General features: G+C 70.3%; 13 protein-coding genes. 7 read left to right on the forward strand and 6 right to left on the reverse strand.

From position 1 onward, the window contains the following. Nucleotides 1-78 precede the first annotated feature (78 nt). Nucleotides 79-855, forward strand: a complete 777-nt coding sequence (locus AB0I42_RS07630; RefSeq protein WP_357535122.1) for a deoxyribonuclease IV — start codon at nucleotides 79-81, stop codon at nucleotides 853-855. A 10-nt stretch (nucleotides 856-865) separates the two neighbouring features. Further along, nucleotides 866-3,331 (forward strand): hypothetical protein, encoded by a 2,466-nt coding sequence (locus AB0I42_RS07635; protein WP_357535124.1) that lies wholly within the window; start codon nucleotides 866-868, stop codon nucleotides 3,329-3,331. Between the two features lie 49 nt (nucleotides 3,332-3,380). On the opposite strand, the gene AB0I42_RS07640 is transcribed toward AB0I42_RS07635, so the two are convergent. Together AB0I42_RS07640 and AB0I42_RS07645 are read right to left on the reverse strand one after the other, a co-directional pair. Beyond that, nucleotides 3,381-4,904 carry a glycosyltransferase 87 family protein gene (locus AB0I42_RS07640; protein WP_357535126.1) on the reverse strand — a complete coding sequence of 508 codons (1,524 nt, stop codon included), beginning with the start codon at nucleotides 4,902-4,904 and terminating at the stop codon, nucleotides 3,381-3,383. A gap of 154 nt (nucleotides 4,905-5,058) precedes the next feature. Next, a complete protein-coding gene (locus AB0I42_RS07645; RefSeq protein ID WP_357535128.1) occupies nucleotides 5,059-7,518 on the reverse strand; it encodes a transglycosylase domain-containing protein in 2,460 nt (819 codons plus the stop codon). Between the two features lie 58 nt (nucleotides 7,519-7,576). Here AB0I42_RS07645 and AB0I42_RS07650 point away from each other — a divergent pair, with 58 nt between their 5' ends. Then, nucleotides 7,577-7,912: a hypothetical protein gene (locus AB0I42_RS07650; RefSeq protein ID WP_357535129.1), complete on the forward strand. Its 336-nt coding sequence runs from the start codon at nucleotides 7,577-7,579 to the stop codon at nucleotides 7,910-7,912. 361 nt (nucleotides 7,913-8,273) lie between these two features. On the opposite strand, the gene AB0I42_RS07655 is transcribed toward AB0I42_RS07650, so the two are convergent. After that, complete coding sequence (locus tag AB0I42_RS07655) at nucleotides 8,274-8,726, reverse strand: DUF5318 domain-containing protein (RefSeq protein WP_357535131.1); 453 nt, start codon at nucleotides 8,724-8,726, stop codon at nucleotides 8,274-8,276. 249 nt (nucleotides 8,727-8,975) lie between these two features. Here AB0I42_RS07655 and AB0I42_RS07660 point away from each other — a divergent pair, with 249 nt between their 5' ends. Next, nucleotides 8,976-9,602 carry a PadR family transcriptional regulator gene (locus AB0I42_RS07660; protein ID WP_357535133.1) on the forward strand — a complete coding sequence of 209 codons (627 nt, stop codon included), beginning with the start codon at nucleotides 8,976-8,978 and terminating at the stop codon, nucleotides 9,600-9,602. Nucleotides 9,603-9,622: 20 nt separating this feature from the next. Then, a complete protein-coding gene (locus AB0I42_RS07665) occupies nucleotides 9,623-10,702 on the forward strand; it encodes an inositol-3-phosphate synthase (protein WP_357535135.1) in 1,080 nt (359 codons plus the stop codon). 85 nt (nucleotides 10,703-10,787) lie between these two features. On the opposite strand, the gene AB0I42_RS07670 is transcribed toward AB0I42_RS07665, so the two are convergent. Beyond that, nucleotides 10,788-11,273, reverse strand: coding sequence for a methylated-DNA--[protein]-cysteine S-methyltransferase (locus tag AB0I42_RS07670; protein ID WP_357535136.1), 486 nt, complete (start codon nucleotides 11,271-11,273; stop codon nucleotides 10,788-10,790). Nucleotides 11,274-11,443: 170 nt separating this feature from the next. Here AB0I42_RS07670 and AB0I42_RS07675 point away from each other — a divergent pair, with 170 nt between their 5' ends. Further along, nucleotides 11,444-11,914: a hypothetical protein gene (locus tag AB0I42_RS07675; protein WP_357535259.1), complete on the forward strand. Its 471-nt coding sequence runs from the start codon at nucleotides 11,444-11,446 to the stop codon at nucleotides 11,912-11,914. Nucleotides 11,915-11,946: 32 nt separating this feature from the next. Further along, nucleotides 11,947-13,464, forward strand: a complete 1,518-nt coding sequence (locus AB0I42_RS07680; protein WP_357535138.1) for an SPFH domain-containing protein — start codon at nucleotides 11,947-11,949, stop codon at nucleotides 13,462-13,464. Nucleotides 13,465-13,528: 64 nt separating this feature from the next. Here the strand turns inward: AB0I42_RS07680 and AB0I42_RS07685 are convergent, their stop codons facing one another. Both AB0I42_RS07685 and AB0I42_RS07690 read right to left on the reverse strand, forming a co-directional pair. Next, a complete protein-coding gene (locus tag AB0I42_RS07685; protein WP_357535139.1) occupies nucleotides 13,529-14,620 on the reverse strand; it encodes a hypothetical protein in 1,092 nt (363 codons plus the stop codon). A gap of 173 nt (nucleotides 14,621-14,793) precedes the next feature. Next, nucleotides 14,794-16,269 (reverse strand): CCA tRNA nucleotidyltransferase, encoded by a 1,476-nt coding sequence (locus tag AB0I42_RS07690; protein WP_357535141.1) that lies wholly within the window; start codon nucleotides 16,267-16,269, stop codon nucleotides 14,794-14,796. Nucleotides 16,270-16,273 lie beyond the last annotated feature (4 nt).

Genomic DNA, 16,273 nt, shown 5'->3' on the forward strand with positions numbered 1-16,273 from the left:
TCCCGAGCCGGCGGCCCACCCCGGCCGGCCCGGCCCGGCGGCAGGTACCCGTCGCACCGGCGACGTAGGCTCGCCTCCATGCGTATCGGAGCCCATGTCGACCCAGGCGACCCGCTCGCCGAAGCGGCCGCCCGCAAGGCCGAGGTCGTGCAGTTCTTCCTCGCCGACCCCAAGGGCTGGAAAGCACCGGAGGCCCGCGCCGACGCCGACGCGTTACGCACCGCGCAGGTCGAGATCTACGTCCACGCCCCGTACGTCGTCAACGTCGCCACGACCAACAACCGGATCCGGATCCCCAGCCGCAAGCTGCTGCTCAGCCATGCCACGGCGGCGGCCACCGTCGGCGCCAAAGGACTGATCGTCCACGGCGGTCATGTCGGCAAGGGCGACGACGTCGCGGTCGGCTTCGACAACTGGCGCAAGACCTTCGCGTTCGCCGCCGAGTCCGGTGGCTTCGCCACCCCGATCCTGATCGAGAACACCGCCGGGGGCGACAACGCGTGTGCCCGCCGGTTCGACGCGCTCGCCCGGCTGTGGGACGTCATCGGGTCGTACGACGTCGGGTTCTGCCTCGACACCTGCCACGCGCACGCGGGCGGCGAGGCGCTGCTCGACGTCGTCGACCGGGTCAAGGCCATCACCGGCCGGATCGACCTGGTGCACGCCAACAACTCCCGGGACGCCTTCGACTCCGGCGCGGATCGACACGACAACCTGGCACAGGGGATGATCGACCCCGAGTTGCTGGTCGCGGTGGTCCGCGCCGCCGGCGCACCGGTCGTCGTCGAGACCCCGGGCGGGGTCGACGGACAGGGCAAGGACATCGCATTCCTGCGCGACCGCGTCACCGCCTAGGGGAATCCGTATGAGCACCGAGCAGCCGAAGGTCTCCGACCGGGGCACGGACACCGGCCCGGCCGGGGCGACGAAAACCGGCGAACCGGCCGCCGAGCCGCCGCCCGTCGCTCCGGAGGCCGCCGCGTCGGAGCCCGCGAAGCCCACGACCGAACCGGCCGTGGACCGGCCGGCGAAGCCCGACACGGCGGCCGGCGCGTCCGGGTCGGCGACCCACGCCCCGGCGAAGGCCGACGACGCGGCTGCCAAGGCCGACAGCGGGACCGCGGCCCCCAAGGACGACCCGGCAAAGGGCGACGGGGACGCGGCGAAGGCAACGGCCAAGGACAACGTGGCCAAGGACAACCCGGCCAAGGACCGTGCGAAGCCCGTCCCCGTGGCCGCGCCCGGCGACCCGTTCAAGCCCAGCGAACGGGCCCGGCTCGCGGCGGAGGCCAAGGAGGCGGCACGGGCGAGGCGCGCCGCGAAGGCGAAGGCGAAGGCCGACGCCAAGGCGGCTGCCAAGGACAAGGTGGGCACGCAGACCAAGCCCGACGCCAAGGGCCAAGCGGGTGCGGAGATCAAACCCGACGCCAACGGCGAAGCGGGTGCGGAGGTCAAGCCCGACGGCAAGGATCCGGCGGCCGCCAAGACGGACCCGAAGGCGGCGGCCCCGGCGGCCACGATGACCGTCGTGAAGAAGGTCAGCCTGGTCAAGCCCGGTGACCGCTGGTCGGCGTTCGCACCGGCACCGCTCACCGTGCCCGGCCGCATCCGGCGGGTCGTCCACGCCATCGGACGCGGGCTGATCCACGAGTGGACGCTCGCCGCCGTCGGCGCGGTCGTGCTGGCCGTGCTGATGACCTGGCCGACGCTGCGCTACCCGCAGCACACGATCCCCCAGGACATCTGGGACCCGACCCTCCAGGCGTGGCAGATGGCCTGGTCCGGGCACATCCTGTTGACCGACCCCAGCCAACTCTGGCACTCCAACTCGTTCTTCCCGGAACGCTGGTCCTTCGCCTTCTCCGACACCCTGCTCGGCTACGCGCCGGCCGGCATGATCGGCGACGGCCCGGTCGCCGCTCTCGTCCGCTACAACATCATCTTCGTGCTGGTCCACGCACTGGCGTTCTTCGGCGCGTACGTGCTGGCCCGGCAGCTCGGAGCCGGCAAGACCGGGTCCGCGGTCGCCGGTGCCGCGTACGCGTACGCGCCGTGGCTGCTCTCCCAGGCCGGCCACCTGCACGTGCTGTCCAACGGTGGCATCCCGCTCGCGCTCGCGATGCTGGCCCGTGGCCACGGCTGGTCGATGAAGCACGGCTACCGCCCGGAGCGGCGGCACGCCGGCTGGGCGCTCGCCGGGTGGTTCGTGGCCGCCTGGCAGATCAGCCTCGGGTTCGGCATCGGCCTGCCGTTCGTGTACGTGCTGGCGCTCATCGTCGTCGTGACAGCCGTGATCTGGCTGGTCCAGCGGTTCCGGTCCACCGGCCCGAAGCGGCCGTTCGGCATCAAGCTGCTGCTCGCGGACCTGTTCGGCGGTGCGGCATTCGCCGCGACCGGGCTGGCACTGTCCATCGCCTACTTCAAGGTCGCCGAACTCCACCCGTCCGCCCGGCGGTCGGTCGGTGACCTGGAGCTCTTCTCGCCGCCGGTCGGCGGCTTCTTCACCGCGCCGCCCGAGTCGCGGATCTGGGGCGAGCTGCACGCCGGTGCCCGCGAGGCGCTGCCGTGGAACGCCGAGATGACGCTGCTGTCCGGCTTCGTGCTCTACGCGCTGGCCGCCGCCGGGCTGGTCTTCTCCATCTGGACGGTGCGTCAGCGGCTATTCCTGCTCGCCGCGGTGCTGGTCAGCGCCATCCTCTCGATGGGCACCCAGTTCTTCGGCGGGACGTTCACCTACGTTGCGTTGTTCGAGACGTTGCCCGGCTGGGACGGTCTGCGGACACCCGGCCGGCTGGCGATCTGGACCACGCTGTTGCTCGCCATCCTGGCCGCCGGATCGGTCAGCGCCCTCGTGGTCCGGGCGAAGGAAACCGCGGCCGAGCGGGTGCCGGCCCGCCCGGGGCCGTGGCTTCGGCTGGCGACCCTGCTGCCTCTGGTACTGGTCCTGGTCGAGGGGCTGAATGTCACCCCGCATCCGATCGTGCCGGCCCAGCCGGCGGCGTTCCGCCAGGTCGACGGGCCGATGCTGGTGCTGCCCAGCAACCAGGGCGTCGACCAGCACGTGATGCTCTGGTCGACCAGCCGGTTCCAGCCGGTCGTCAACGGCGGCAGCGGCTTCACCCCGCGCCGGCTCACCGAGATCCGCGAGGCGACCGCCAGCTTCCCCGACCAGGCGAGCGTCACCTACCTGCGTGACATCGGGGTGCGCACGGTGGTGCTGCTGCGCGACCGGGTGGCCGGTACGCCGTGGCAGACCACCATCGACCTGCCGGTCGACTCGCTCGGCATCCAGCGCGAAGACGTCGGCGAGGTTGTCGTCTTCCGGCTCTGACCAAGCGTGGCGGTCGCCGTCGACCGGCGACCGCCACGGGTGGAACGCGCTACGGGGTGCCGGCCCCCGACGCCGGTACGGGCAGCGGGGCCGGATCACCTCGTCGGCGACGTAGCCACTCGGCGTCGGGTGCGCCGTCGAACACCCCGCCGTCGGGATCGTCGTCGTACGTCCGCCGGACCCGGTCGTCCTCGGGCTTGAGGATCTCGCGGATCACGAGTACGCACAGGACGACGACGGTGATCAGGCGCAGGGACGCGGCGAGGACGAACACGCCCTCCGGAAAGACCTGCTTGCCCCCGGCGCCGAGCAGTTCGCCGTAGAAGGCGACGAAGTAGCCGACCTCCGCGAGCTGCCAGGCGAGGAACGCGCCCCACTTCGGCCGGGCGAGCACGATCAGCGGAAGCAGCCACAGGTTGAACTGCTGCGACCAGACCTTGCTGGTGATCAGGAAGGCGGCGACGACCAGGAAGGCCAGCGCGGCCAGCCGGGGCCGCCGGGGCGCGAGCAGCCCGAGCGCCCCGATCCCCAGGCACGCCAGGAAGAACAGGGCGTACGACACGTTGTTGAGCGTCGGGATGTTGTCGCTCAGCCACTGGAAGGGTCCCTGGTCGCCGGGTGACCCGCTGTTCCACTTCCCGTCGAGGTAACGCCCGATGTACCACAGCGTGCCCCAGTCGATCGGGCGCTCGGTGTTCAGCTCGAAGAACCGGTTCCAGCTCTCCCGGTAGGAAAGCGCCACCGGCAGGTTGAGCAACACGATCGTCACCAGGGTCGATCCGGCGGTGACGAGCACCTGTCTGAACCGGCCGGTACGCAACGCGAGCACGAGTAGCGGGCCGAGGACGAACAGCGGCCACATCTTCGCCGCCGCCGCGACGCCGAGCAGGATTCCGGCGGCCAGGGGTCGCTGTTTCGCCCAGGCGTAAAGGCCGAAGGCGGCGAACCCGATGACCAGGAAGTCCCAGTTGACGGTCGCGGTGACCAGCAGCGCGGGGGACAGGGCGAACAACGCCGCGTCCCAGGGTCTGCGGCGACGCAACGACAGGATCACCGCGACGGTGGCGACGGCGAGGACGCAGAGCACCAGGGCGTTGAGGTTGTAGAACCACATCGCCTGGTTGATCTCGGGACGGTCGCTGCCGAGTTCGTGCACCGGCAGCCCGAGGATCCCCATGAAGTAGCCGGTGACCACCGGGTATTCGACCGGGTGGTCCCGGTAGGGAACCTTGCCCTCGTTGAGGCCCTCGGCGTAGTAGAGCGCGAGCACGTCGGTGTAGCAGAACCGGGTGTACTGGACGTTGTTCTGCCAGGCACCGTCCTGGCAGGGCGACTTCTGCACCCAGTGCAGCGCCAGCGTCAGGCAGACCAGGGCGAGCACGATCCGGCTCGCGGTCCAGAACCCGCCGGACCACCGGCCACCCGGCGCGTCCTGGCGGACGGCGTGCTCGCCGAGCGGACCGCCGATCGCCTGGGACAGCCCCTTGACGAAGCCGTCCGACCTGGACGGATGATCGATCTTCTCCGCCCCGTCGTCCGGTTCGTCGGTACGCGACTCCGACTGCACGGTCATGACGCCGGCCGATTGATTCGCTCGCTCATGACTGGGAATCCTGCCCCACCGGGGGCCTGTTCGTCCCGCCTGTCCCGGGGAAAGTTCCCCGAAAACGGCGCCGGCGGCCGGGCAGAGGCCCGGCCGCCGGCGCGTCGTCCACCGCGGACTGTCGTTACCGCCACCTGGTCGGCGTCGGGGTCGGCCTGATCAGCCCGTCGAACGGGTTGTCGTCACCGCCGCCACCACCGCCCGGGTTGCCGCCGCCACCGGGGTTACCACCACCGCCGGGGTTGCCGCCGCCACCGGGGTTACCGCCGCCACCGGGGTTGCCACCACCGCCGGGGTTGCCGCCACCGGGGTTACCACCGCCCGGGTTGTCACCGCCCGGGGTCGGGCAGGTGATCCGCAGCGGGTCGGTGCATTCGGGGGTCGTTGGCACGACGGGCGGCGGCGACACACCGTTGGCCGCTGGGTGGTTCGGGTCGCCGGTGCTCTTCTTCTCCTTGAACGATTCGTTCTTGAGCTTGAGCGCGGCGTGCGCGTCCTCCATGAACTTGTCCCAGATTGCCGCCGGAGTGCCGGCACCACCCATCGGGTTACCGTTCGCCTCCTTCACCGCCTCACGCTTGCCCTTGGTGCCGACCCACACCGCGGAGGCGATCTGCGGCGTGGCGCCGACCATCCAGGCGTCGCCGTTGTCCCTCGTGTTCTGCCGGAGTTCCCAGGTGCCGGTCTTGCCGGTCGCCGGCCGGCCGCCCTTGAGCCCCTTGCCGATGTTGCCCGGGATCTTCTGCAGTACGGCGTTGAGCGAGTCCATCTGCTCGGGCTGGAAGACCTCCTTGGGCTTCAACTGCTCGCCGCCGACCTGGACCCACTCGCCGGCCGAGTTGCGTTCCTCGACCAGTTCGATGAAGTGGGCCTTGTGGTAGGTGCCCCGGTTGGCCAGGGTCGCCACCCCGTTGGCGTGGTCGAGCACGGTGATGCCGTACTGGCCGTAGCCGATCTGCTTGTCGAACTGCGACGGCGCGACGTCCGCGGGCTTGCTCTCCTGCAGGTTGATCGCCTTGGCGTCGTTGTTCCACATGGTGCGGATGCCGGCGTCGCGGGCCGCCTCCACGATCTTGTCCGGTCCGAGTTCCTTGGCGATCCAGTAGAACGGCGCGTTGTACGACTGGATCGTCATTTCCTCCAGCGAACACCACTTGGCACAGGAGTGCGTACGGCCGGCGTTGGAGATCTCGAAGTCGCCGTCCTTGATCTTCGTCGAGTCCCAGTGCGTGTCCATGGAGATGTTGGCCTTGAGAGCCGCCGCCAACGTATAGACCTTGAAGGTCGAGCCGGGGGCGTGACCACCGGTGGTGCCACCGTCGTTGGCGCCCGCGTAGTCGTAGTCCGTGCCGCTCTCACCGCCGTAGTAGGCGAGCACCCGACCGTTGTTCGGATCCACCGCGACCAGGGCGGCCATGTAGTTCTCGGGCAGCTTCGACATCGGCGACGCCTTGGACGCCCGACGGGACGCCTCCTGCGCCGCCTTCTGCACCCTGGGGTCGATGGTGGTCTTGATCCGGTAGCGACCCTTGCGCCAGTCCGTGATACCCATCGCCTCGAGCTCGTCGCGGACGTAGTTGATCACGTTTCCGGACGGGGTGTTGACGCCACAGTCGGTGGCGCAAGACTTCTTCGGGTCGTACTTCTTGAGGGTCTCCTCGGGGAAGACGGCGGCTGCCCGCTCCTCAGCGGTGATCCACTTCTTGTCCAGCATGTTGTTGAGCGTGTAGTTCCAGCGCTCCTCGGTGGCCGGCCGGTTGACCTGCGGGTCGTAACCCATGTGGCCGGTGACCCGGTCCGGCTCCGGCTGCTTGATCACCGATGCGAGGACGGCCGCCTCCGAGGGGGTGAGCGCCCCCTTCTCGCCGGGCGGGATCAGGACCGACTTCCCGAAGTAGGTCTGGGCGGCGGCCTCGATGCCGTAGCTGCCCCGGCCGAAGTAGATCGCGTTGAGGTAGTAGCCGAGGATCTGCTGCTTGTCGAGTTCCTGTTCGAGCTTCGAGGCGAGCAGCGCCTCGCGGAGCTTACGGCTGTAGCTGATGTCCGTCAGTTCGGCCACGTGCCGGGCGTACTGCTGGGTGATCGTCGAGGCACCCTGGGTCGCACCACCGGTGAAGTTGTTCCACGCGGCGCGGGCGATGCCCTTCATGTCGATGCCGGTGTGGTCGAGGAAGTTCTTGTCCTCGGCCGCCATCACGGCGTTTCCGACGACCGGCGAGATCTTGTCGGCCGGAACGATGGTGCGGTTCTGCTCACCGAGTTTCGCCAGCTGGCTGCCGTCGGCGTACATGATCGTGGTGGTCTCCGGCTCACCGAAGTCGGTCGGCGACTTGACGGTGGTGGAGAACCAGGCCAGGCCGACGACACCCGCCCCGGCCAACATGATCATTACGGCGAACGAGGCGATCAGCAGGTTGATCCGCTTACGCCGCTTGGCCTTCTTGCTCGGCGGGCCGCTGCGCCGGTTCCGGCGTCCACCGGATCCGGAGTCGTCGGGTCCGTCCGGGCCGAAACCACCCGGTCCCTTCGGACCGCGCGGGCCGCCCGGGCCGGAACCGCCCGGTCCGGCCGCCGCGGGTGTCACCGGACGGACGGAGGCCCGTCCGACGGTCGCCCGACCGGCGACCGGGGCGGCGCCGACGGTGGCCCGCCCACCGGGCCGGTCACCGCCGGGGCCGGGTACGACCGCGCGTCCGACCTGCGCCCGACCGGCCGGCGCGCTCCCGGTCCCGTTACCCGGACCGTTCACCGACGCACTACCAACCGACGCACTGCCAACCGAGGCGCTACCGACCGAAGCGCTGCCGCTGGCCGAGCTGCGGGCCGACGCGCCGCCAACCGAGGCACTACCGACCGAGGCACTACCGACCGACGCGCTACCGACCGACGCACTGCCAACCGAGGCGCTGCCCACCGAGGCCCGCCCGCTGGAGGCGCGGCCGGTGGCCGCGGCGCGGGGAGGGCCGGGCTCGCTGTAGCCCGCCGCGGCCCGCGGCACCTCGAAGCCGCCTGCCGGCTGTGCCGGCGAGTCGAATGCGTCCTGGCCAGAACGCCGGTACGGGTTCTCGGCCTCGGATCCGGAGTCGCCGTCGGAGCCGGAGATCCGGGCTCTTCCACGCGCGGAACTGGGGTCGCCGTACGAGTTCATTCCTCACACCCTGCCGGTCGCGGTGGTTCGCGGCTGCGACACCACCGGTTTGCCGTGAGTTGGGACACGCTGCGGCGCCGAACTGCGGCGGCCATATGCAGCTTTATCTGCAATAACCGGACTTATCCGGTTGACGATCTGCCGGGCGTTACGTTTTCGGTCGAGCGCCGTCGGGGCCAGGGGGACAGTGGTCACCGGCCGGCCCCATGCCTTCGTTCCGGTGTGACACCGCCGCCCGATGCCGCCATTGGCTCGGCCGTGGCCTGCTCGGAGTCGAGCAGACCGTCCCGGCCGAGCAGGAACTGCTCGACGAGGTGGTTCCAGTCGCAGGCCCGGCAGACTTCCACCACGTAGACCTGAAACTCACGCAGCGTCATCGCCAGCAGGGACAGCTCGGCCCGGTTCCGGGCCTGGCCGGCCGACTGCTTGAGCTCGTCGCCATAGATGTAGTGCACCAGCGTGAGGTTTTCCTTGCGGCAGATCGGGCAGCGGTCCTCGGTTGGTTCACCGTGGAACCGCGCGGCGTTCTTGAGGTACGGCGAAGCGTCACACACCTCGTAAGTGCCCACCCGGCCGGAAAACACCTCGCGCAGCAGCGACCGCCGCCGAAGCGAGTAGTCGACCGCCTGCCGCTGGGTACGCATGGGCAGAAGGGTACGCGGTCCGGCCGAGCGAGGCGACCACTCGCCGGTCATATACGGCGTCGACAGGACCTTCGCACCCCTACCGCATCACATCGTCAATCACTGTACGTAACATCCGGTGCGCAAAATCGGGGGTTTGCCCGCATCCCATTCGGCGACTAACGTTGCGATGTATCGGGCCGATACATCGGTGCGTCCCACCCCGGGAGTGGGTCGAGCGCCACCGGCGTGGATGAGGAAGGCAGGGCCGTGCTCGAACTCGCCATCCTCGGCCTTTTGCAGGAATCTCCCATGCACGGCTACGAGCTACGGAAGGAACTCACCGCCAAGCTGGGAGCGATCCGGGCGGCGATCAGCTACGGCTCGCTCTATCCGACCCTGCGTCGGCTACAGGCGGCCGGGTGGATCAGCGAGACGGGCGACACGCCGACCGCCACCGAGGAGGTACCTCCCCTGACCTCGCGGCGTGGCCGCGTCGTCTACCGGATCACCGCAGAGGGCAAGGAACGTTTTGCCGAACTGCTCGCGCAGGCCGGACCCGAGACGTACGAGGACACCGGCTTCGGTGTGCACTTCGCATTCTTCGCCCGCACCGACCAGGCCACTCGGCTGCGGATCCTGGAGGGTCGCCGGCGCAAGGTCGAGGAGCGCCGCGAAGGTCTGCGCGACGTCCTGAGCCGTGCCGCCGAGCGACTCGACGCCTACACCCTCGAACTGCAACGCCACGGCCTGGAGGCCTGTGAGCGTGAGGTTCGGTGGCTGGAGGAGCTCATCGCCAACGAGCGCTCCGGCCGGGCCCCCCGAACGGGTGGGCCACGAGAAGAGACAAGCCCGCCTCCGCCTGGGCAGTCCAGGAAAGAGCCGGAGCGGCCGTGATTAAGAAGGAGGCAAACGCGATGGGCTCCGTCCGCGTCGCCATCGTCGGTGTCGGGAACTGTGCTTCATCCCTGGTCCAGGGTGTGGAGTACTACCGCAACGCCGACCCGAACGACCGCGTCCCGGGTCTCATGCACGTCACCTTCGGCGACTACCACGTATCCGACGTGCAGTTCGTCGCGGCGTTCGACGTTGACGCCAAGAAGGTGGGCATGGACCTCGCGGAGGCGATCGTCGCCAGCGAGAACAACACCATCAAGCTGTGCGACGTGCCGCCGACCGGCGTACTCGTGCAGCGTGGCCCGACCCTCGACGGCCTGGGCCAGTACTACCGCGAGATCGTGCAGGAGTCCGACCAGACCGAGGTCGACGTGGCCCAGGCGCTGCGCGACGCGCAGGTCGACGTCGTGGTGTCCTACCTGCCGGTGGGTTCGGAGCAGGCCGACAAGTTCTACGCGCAGGCGGCGATCGACGCGGGTTGCGCGTTCGTCAACGCCCTGCCGGTCTTCATCGCCTCCGACCCGGAGTGGGCGCAGAAGTTCGTCGACGCCGGCCTGCCGATCGTCGGTGACGACATCAAGAGCCAGGTCGGCGCGACCATCGTGCACCGGGCGCTGGCCAAGCTGTTCGAGGACCGCGGGGTCGAGCTGCTGCGCACCTACCAGCTCAACTTCGGCGGCAACATGGACTTCATGAACATGCTGGAGCGCAACCGCCTGGTCTCAAAGAAGATCTCGAAGACCCAGTCGGTGACGTCCCAGGTGCCGCACGAGATGGCCAAGAGCGACGTGCACATCGGCCCGTCGGACCACGTGCCGTGGCTCGACGACCGCAAGTGGGCGTACATCCGCCTGGAGGGTCGCTCGTTCGGTGACACCCCGCTCAACGCGGAGCTGAAGCTCGAGGTGTGGGACTCGCCCAACTCGGCCGGCGTCATCATCGACGCGGTCCGGGCCGCGAAGATCGCGCTGGACCGCAAGATCGCCGGTCCGATCATGTCCGCGTCGAGCTACTTCATGAAGTCGCCGCCGGTGCAGTACGCCGACCACGAGGCCCACCAGGCCGTCGAGGACTTCATCGCCGGCAAGATCGCCAACTGAGCGACCGGAACGCGTCCGGGGCCGGGTCCGTACGGGACCCGGCCCCGCGCCGTCGTCGGCCCCGCGTCGCCGACGGTGGGACCGTTCAGGACCAGGCCCGGCGCAGGGCTACGCCCGCCTCCAGTTCCAGGAGGTGACGTTTGCGCGGCAGCCCGCCGCCGAAGCCGACGAGCTTCCCGCCCGCGCCGACGACCCGGTGGCAGGGCACGATGACCGGGATCGGGTTGCGGTTGCAGGCGGTCCCGACCGCCCGGGCCGCGCCCGGATCGCCCACCGCGCGGGCGATCTCGCCGTACGTCCGCATCTCGCCGTACGGGATCAGCGACAGTTCCGCCCAGACCGCGCGCTCGAAGTCGCTGCCCCGCCGTACCGACAGCACCCCGGTGAAGGTGGTCAGCTCGCCGGCGAAGTAGTCGCGAAGCTCCGCCAGGGCGTGGGCCAGTGGGTCGGCGTCGACCCGCGCCGGGTCGGCCGCCCCCTCGACCGGGCCGAAGTGCACCCCGCAGATCCCGACGTCGTCGACGCCGACGGACAGGTCGCCGATCGGCGAGTCGAGTACGGCCCAACGCATGGACCCATTGTCCCGCACCGGCCGGACGTCCCCGAACGGGCGCGAGCGGGCGGCGACGCACCGTGACCGAGGTACGGCACTGCGGGATCGTTGCAGGTGATCGCTACCCTGCAGGCGTGGACACCGCGACGATCGTCTTCCTGGTCATCGGTGGAATCGGCGTCGCGCTGATGGCGGCGGGCCTGCTCGGCGGTGAACTGCTCCACTTCGGCCATCCCGACGTCGATGGACCGGTGTCGCTGGAGATGATCGCCGGATTCGTCGGCGCGTTCGGATTCGGTGCCGCGATCGCCAATGAACTCCTCGGTGGCGACACCCCGGGGCTGATCGCCGGTGCGGCCGGTGCCGGGCTCGTCGCGGCCGTGCCCACCGCGTGGCTGGCGGTGCGCCTGGCCCGGGCGGCTCGTGACATGCGTACCGACGCCACCCCGACCCGGGACGATCTGGTCGGATCGCTCGGGATCGTGGTCACCCCGATCCCGGCCGGCGGATACGGCGAGGTGCGGGTCCAGCTCGGTGGCCAGCAGGTCAAGTTCAGTGCCCGGGCCACGGCCGCGATCCCACTGGGTGCCTCCGTCTTCGTGGTCGAGGCGCCGACCGACACGAGTGTCTTCGTCGAGGAGACCCAAGTAATCCAATAAGTCCGAGATTCCCTATATATGAGGACGGTCCGATGACCCCACTGCTCATCGCGATCGGCGGCGGCGTGCTGCTGATCTTCATCCTGGTGCTCTTCGTGCTCTCCCGGATCAAGGTGGCCGGGCCGAACGAGGCCTTCATCGTGACCGGCCGCAAGGGCCGTACGACGCAGGGCGCCGACGGATCCCGCTCGACCGACAACTCCGGCCAGAAGGTCGTCATGGGCGCCTCGGTGTTCGTGCTTCCGGTCGTACAGAAGCTGCAGTCCCTCGACCTGTCCAGCCGGCGGATCCACGTCGAGATCCAGGGCGCGGTCAGCAAGCAGGGCATCCGGGCCAAGCTGCAGGGCGTCGCGATCGTCAAGGTCGGCGGCAACGAGGGCGCGATCCGGGCCGCCGCCCAGCGGTTCCTGCACCAGCAGAACGAGATCGAGGAGTTCACCCGCGAGGTACTGGCCGGTGCGCTGCGCTCCATCGTCGGCCGGCTCACCATCGAGGAGATCATCCGGGACCGGGCGGCGTTCGCCAGCGCGGTGGCCGAGGAGGCCGAGCACTCGATGACCAACCAGGGGCTGGTGCTCGACACCTTCCAGCTCCAGGACATCTTCGCCGAGGGCACCTACCTCCAGGACCTGGGCCGCCCGGAGGCCGCCCGGGTGCTCAAGGACGCGGCCATCGCCGAGGCCCGCGCCCGGCAGGCCGCCGAGCAGGAGCGGCTGCTGGCCGAGGAGGCCATCGCCGAGGCCAACCGGAACCTGGACCTGAAGCAGGCCTCGATCCAGGCCGAGATCGACGCGGCCAAGGCGAAGTCGGCGGCGTCCGGCCCGCTCGCCCAGGCCGAACGCGACCAGGCGATCCTCTCCGAACAGCAGAAGGTCGCCGAGCGCAACGCCGAGCTGAAGGAACGCCAGCTCGACACCGAGGTCCGCAAGCCCGCCGACGCGGAGCGGTACAAGGTGGAGCAGGAGGCCGAGGCGGCCCGTAACGCCGCCGTGCTCGGCGCCGACGCGCAGCGGCAGGCGACCATCGCCGCCGCGCAGGCGCAGGCCGAGCAGGCCCGGCTCACCGGTGAGGGCGAGCGGGCCCGGCGGGCGGCGCTCGCCGAGGCCAACGCGATCGAGGGTGCCAAGGAGGGTGAGGCGGAGCAGCGCCGCCGTACCGCGATCGCCGAGGCCATCGAGCGGGAGGGCCAGGCCGAGGCCGCCGCGATCCTGGCGAAGGGCCAGGCCGAGGCCGACGCGATGGCCCGCAAGGCCGAGGCGTTCGCCGCCTACGGCGAGGCGGCCGTCCTCGACCTGCTGGTCAAGATGCTGCCGCAGGTGGTCGAGGCGGCGAGCGCCCCGATGGGTTCGATCGACAAGATGACCGTCATCTCCACCGACGGCGCCTCGTCGCTGACCAAGTCGGTCGCGAACAACGTCGCCCAGGGCCTCCAGCTCGGCACCGACCTGACCGGCATCGACCTCGCCGGCCTGCTGGCGAAGCTCGGCTCGAACGGCACCGGGACCGCGGACGGCGACGGCCGGGTCCTGGACAGCGCCCCGAAGAACTGACCACCGACGACAAAGAGCGCCGCCCCCGGTTCGGGGGCGGCGCTCTCGCGTACGGGGAGCCGGGTCAGCGGACGCGCGAGTACTTGATCTCCATGTTGTAGGAGCTCTGCACGAGCTGGTCGCCGCTGCACGTGTACTTCGACGGGTCGTCGCCGCCGCCGAGCGGTTCGCTGACGGGCTGCCCGCCGCCCACGGTGGCCGTCGTCGTGCCGTCGGGCTTGACGTTCGACAACGAGAGCGTGCCGTTCTCGGCCCGGTAGTCGAAGGTGATCCGACCCGTGAACTTGATGGTCACCGTCTGGCCCTGCACGGAACCCCGGTATTCGGTGCCGTTGCCGTACTCCGTGACGCCCTTGCCGTCGGCGGTGAGCGAGAGCCGCGCCCACGGGCTCCGGCCGTTGAAGGTCACGTTGCCGACACCGTCGATCGGCACCTCTTCCCGGTGCGAGTTGACCACCCACTCGCCGACCACGCACTGGTCGATGCCGGGCACCGCCGGCGCCGACGACTCGGACTGCTGCACAGAGGGCGATGGGTCGGGGGAGTTGGCCAGGACGTTGGGGTCGTCCTCGTCGTTGCCGCGCATCCCGACGATGACCAGGATCGCCACGACGAGTACGGCCAGCGTCGAACCGAGCGCGATGGCCGGTACCAGGAACTTGTTCTTGCTCGGCGGCGGCTGCTGCTGGGAGATCGACGGATAGCTGACCGCGTATCCGCCGCCGCTGGTCGGCTGCGGGTAGGCCGGGCCGCCGCTGCCCGGGTAACCGCCGGGCGGGGAACTGGTCGGGTAGCCGGGGGGCCCGGACTGCTGCGGGTATCCGCCGCCCGACACCGGGGGATAGCCGGCACCGGACACCGGCGGGTAGCCCGGGCCGGACGAGGGCGGATAGCTCGGGCCACCACTCCCCGGCTGGCCGTAGTCGGGCTGGCCGTACGCGCCGCCGGCGGGCTGACCGTAGTCGGGCTGCTGTCCGTAACCGGAACCGGGCTGCTGTCCGTAGCCCTGCTGCCCGTACGGCTGCTGATAGTCCGGCGGCTGCTGCGAGTAGGGGGAGGGCGGCAGCGGATCGAGGCTGCCCCGGTAGGTGCCGCACTGCGTGCAGTTACCCGCCGCGTTGATGGTCACGCCGCCGCAGACAGCACACGGCTGCATGGTCGCCTCCCGGAGTACGTCGTCAGATGCCCACTGTGGCCCGTGTGCGCCAGGTGCACCGCTGCCGTTCTGCGACGGTATCCGAGCCACGCCATGCCCGTAACTGCCGATTCGGGCGACTCGGGGCAGACCGCGCCGACGGGCGCTGTCGACTACCCGACCAAGATCGGGGGCTAGCCGATTCCCTCGGCGCGCGCCCAGCGCAGCAGCTCGGCCTCGGCCTCGTCGCGGTCGAGTGGTCCGCGCTCCAGCCGTACCTCTTTGAGGTGGCGCCAGGCGCGGCCGACGATCGGGCCGGCGGGCACGCCGAGCAGTTCCATGATGGCGTTTCCGTCGAGGTCGGGCCGGACCCGGGCCAGGTCCTCCTCGGCCTGGATCCGGGTGATCCGCGCCTCGAGCGCGTCGTAGTCGGCGGCGAGGGCCGCCGCCTTGCGCCGGTTGCGGGTGGTGCAGTCCGACCTCGTCAGCTTGTGCAGGCGGGGAAGGAGGTCGCCGGCGTCGGTGACGTAGCGGCGTACGGCCGAGTCGGTCCACTCGCCACGGCCGTAGCCGTAGAAGCGCAGGTGCAGCCCGACCAGGTCGACGACAGCGGAGGTGACGTCCTTGGGGAAGCGGAGCGCCTTCATCCGCTGCTTGGTCATCCGGGCCCCGACCACCTCGTGGTGGTGGAAGCTGACCCGGCCGTCGAAACCGACCGCCTTGGTGGCGGGCTTGCCGACGTCGTGCATCAGGGCGGCCATCCGCAGCACGAAGTCCGGCTCACCGCCCTCCAGCGCGATCGCGTTGCTCACCACGGTCAGGGTGTGCTCGTAGACGTCCTTGTGCTGGGCGTGCTCGTCGATCTCGAGCTTGAGCCCGGACAGTTCAGGCAGGAACCGGTCGGCGAGCCCGGTGTCGACCAGCAGGCGCAGACCGGTGATCGGGTCGGCTCCGGACATCAGCTTCACGAACTCGTCCCGGATCCGCTCGGCGGTGATCCGGTCGAGGTCGGTGGCGAGGGCCGCCATCGCCGCCCGTACGCCGGGTTCGACGGCGAACCGCAGCTGGGCGGCGAACCGGGCGGCACGCAGCATCCGCAGCGGGTCGTCGCCGAACGACTCCTGGGGGGTGCCGGGCGTCCGGATCACCCGCGCGGCGAGGTCGTCGAGGCCACGGTGCGGGTCGGTGAACCGGTGGTCGGGCAGGCTGACCGCCATCGCGTTGATGGTGAAGTCCCGCCGGCGCAGGTCGTCGAACAGGCTCTTGCCGTAGCGGACCACCGGGTTGCGGGTCACGCCGTCGTACGCCTCGGCCCGGAACGTGGTGATCTCCAGCCGCAGCCCGCCCCGGGCGGCCCCGATGGTGCCGAACTCCCGTCCGGTCTCCCAGGTCGCCTCCGCCCATCCCTTGATCAGGCGAAGCGTTTCCTCGGGGTGCGCGTCGGTGCAGAAGTCGAGGTCGTCGCCGAGGCGGCCGAGCAGCGCGTCGCGTACCGAACCACCGACCAGGTGCAGTTCGTGGCCGGCTCTGGCGAACCGGCGGCCCAGCTCGTCGGCGACGGGGGAGACCCGCAGCAGCTCGGTGACGGCGTTGCGCTGAGCGGCGGTCAGCTCGCGGCGCTCGGCGGCGCTCGGCGAACCGTTCGCGCCGGGTGAGGATGTGTCGGGCATGGGA

It is taken from the genome of Polymorphospora sp. NPDC050346 (genome assembly GCF_040655695.1).
GTDB lineage: Bacteria > Actinomycetota > Actinomycetes > Mycobacteriales > Micromonosporaceae > Polymorphospora > Polymorphospora lycopeni.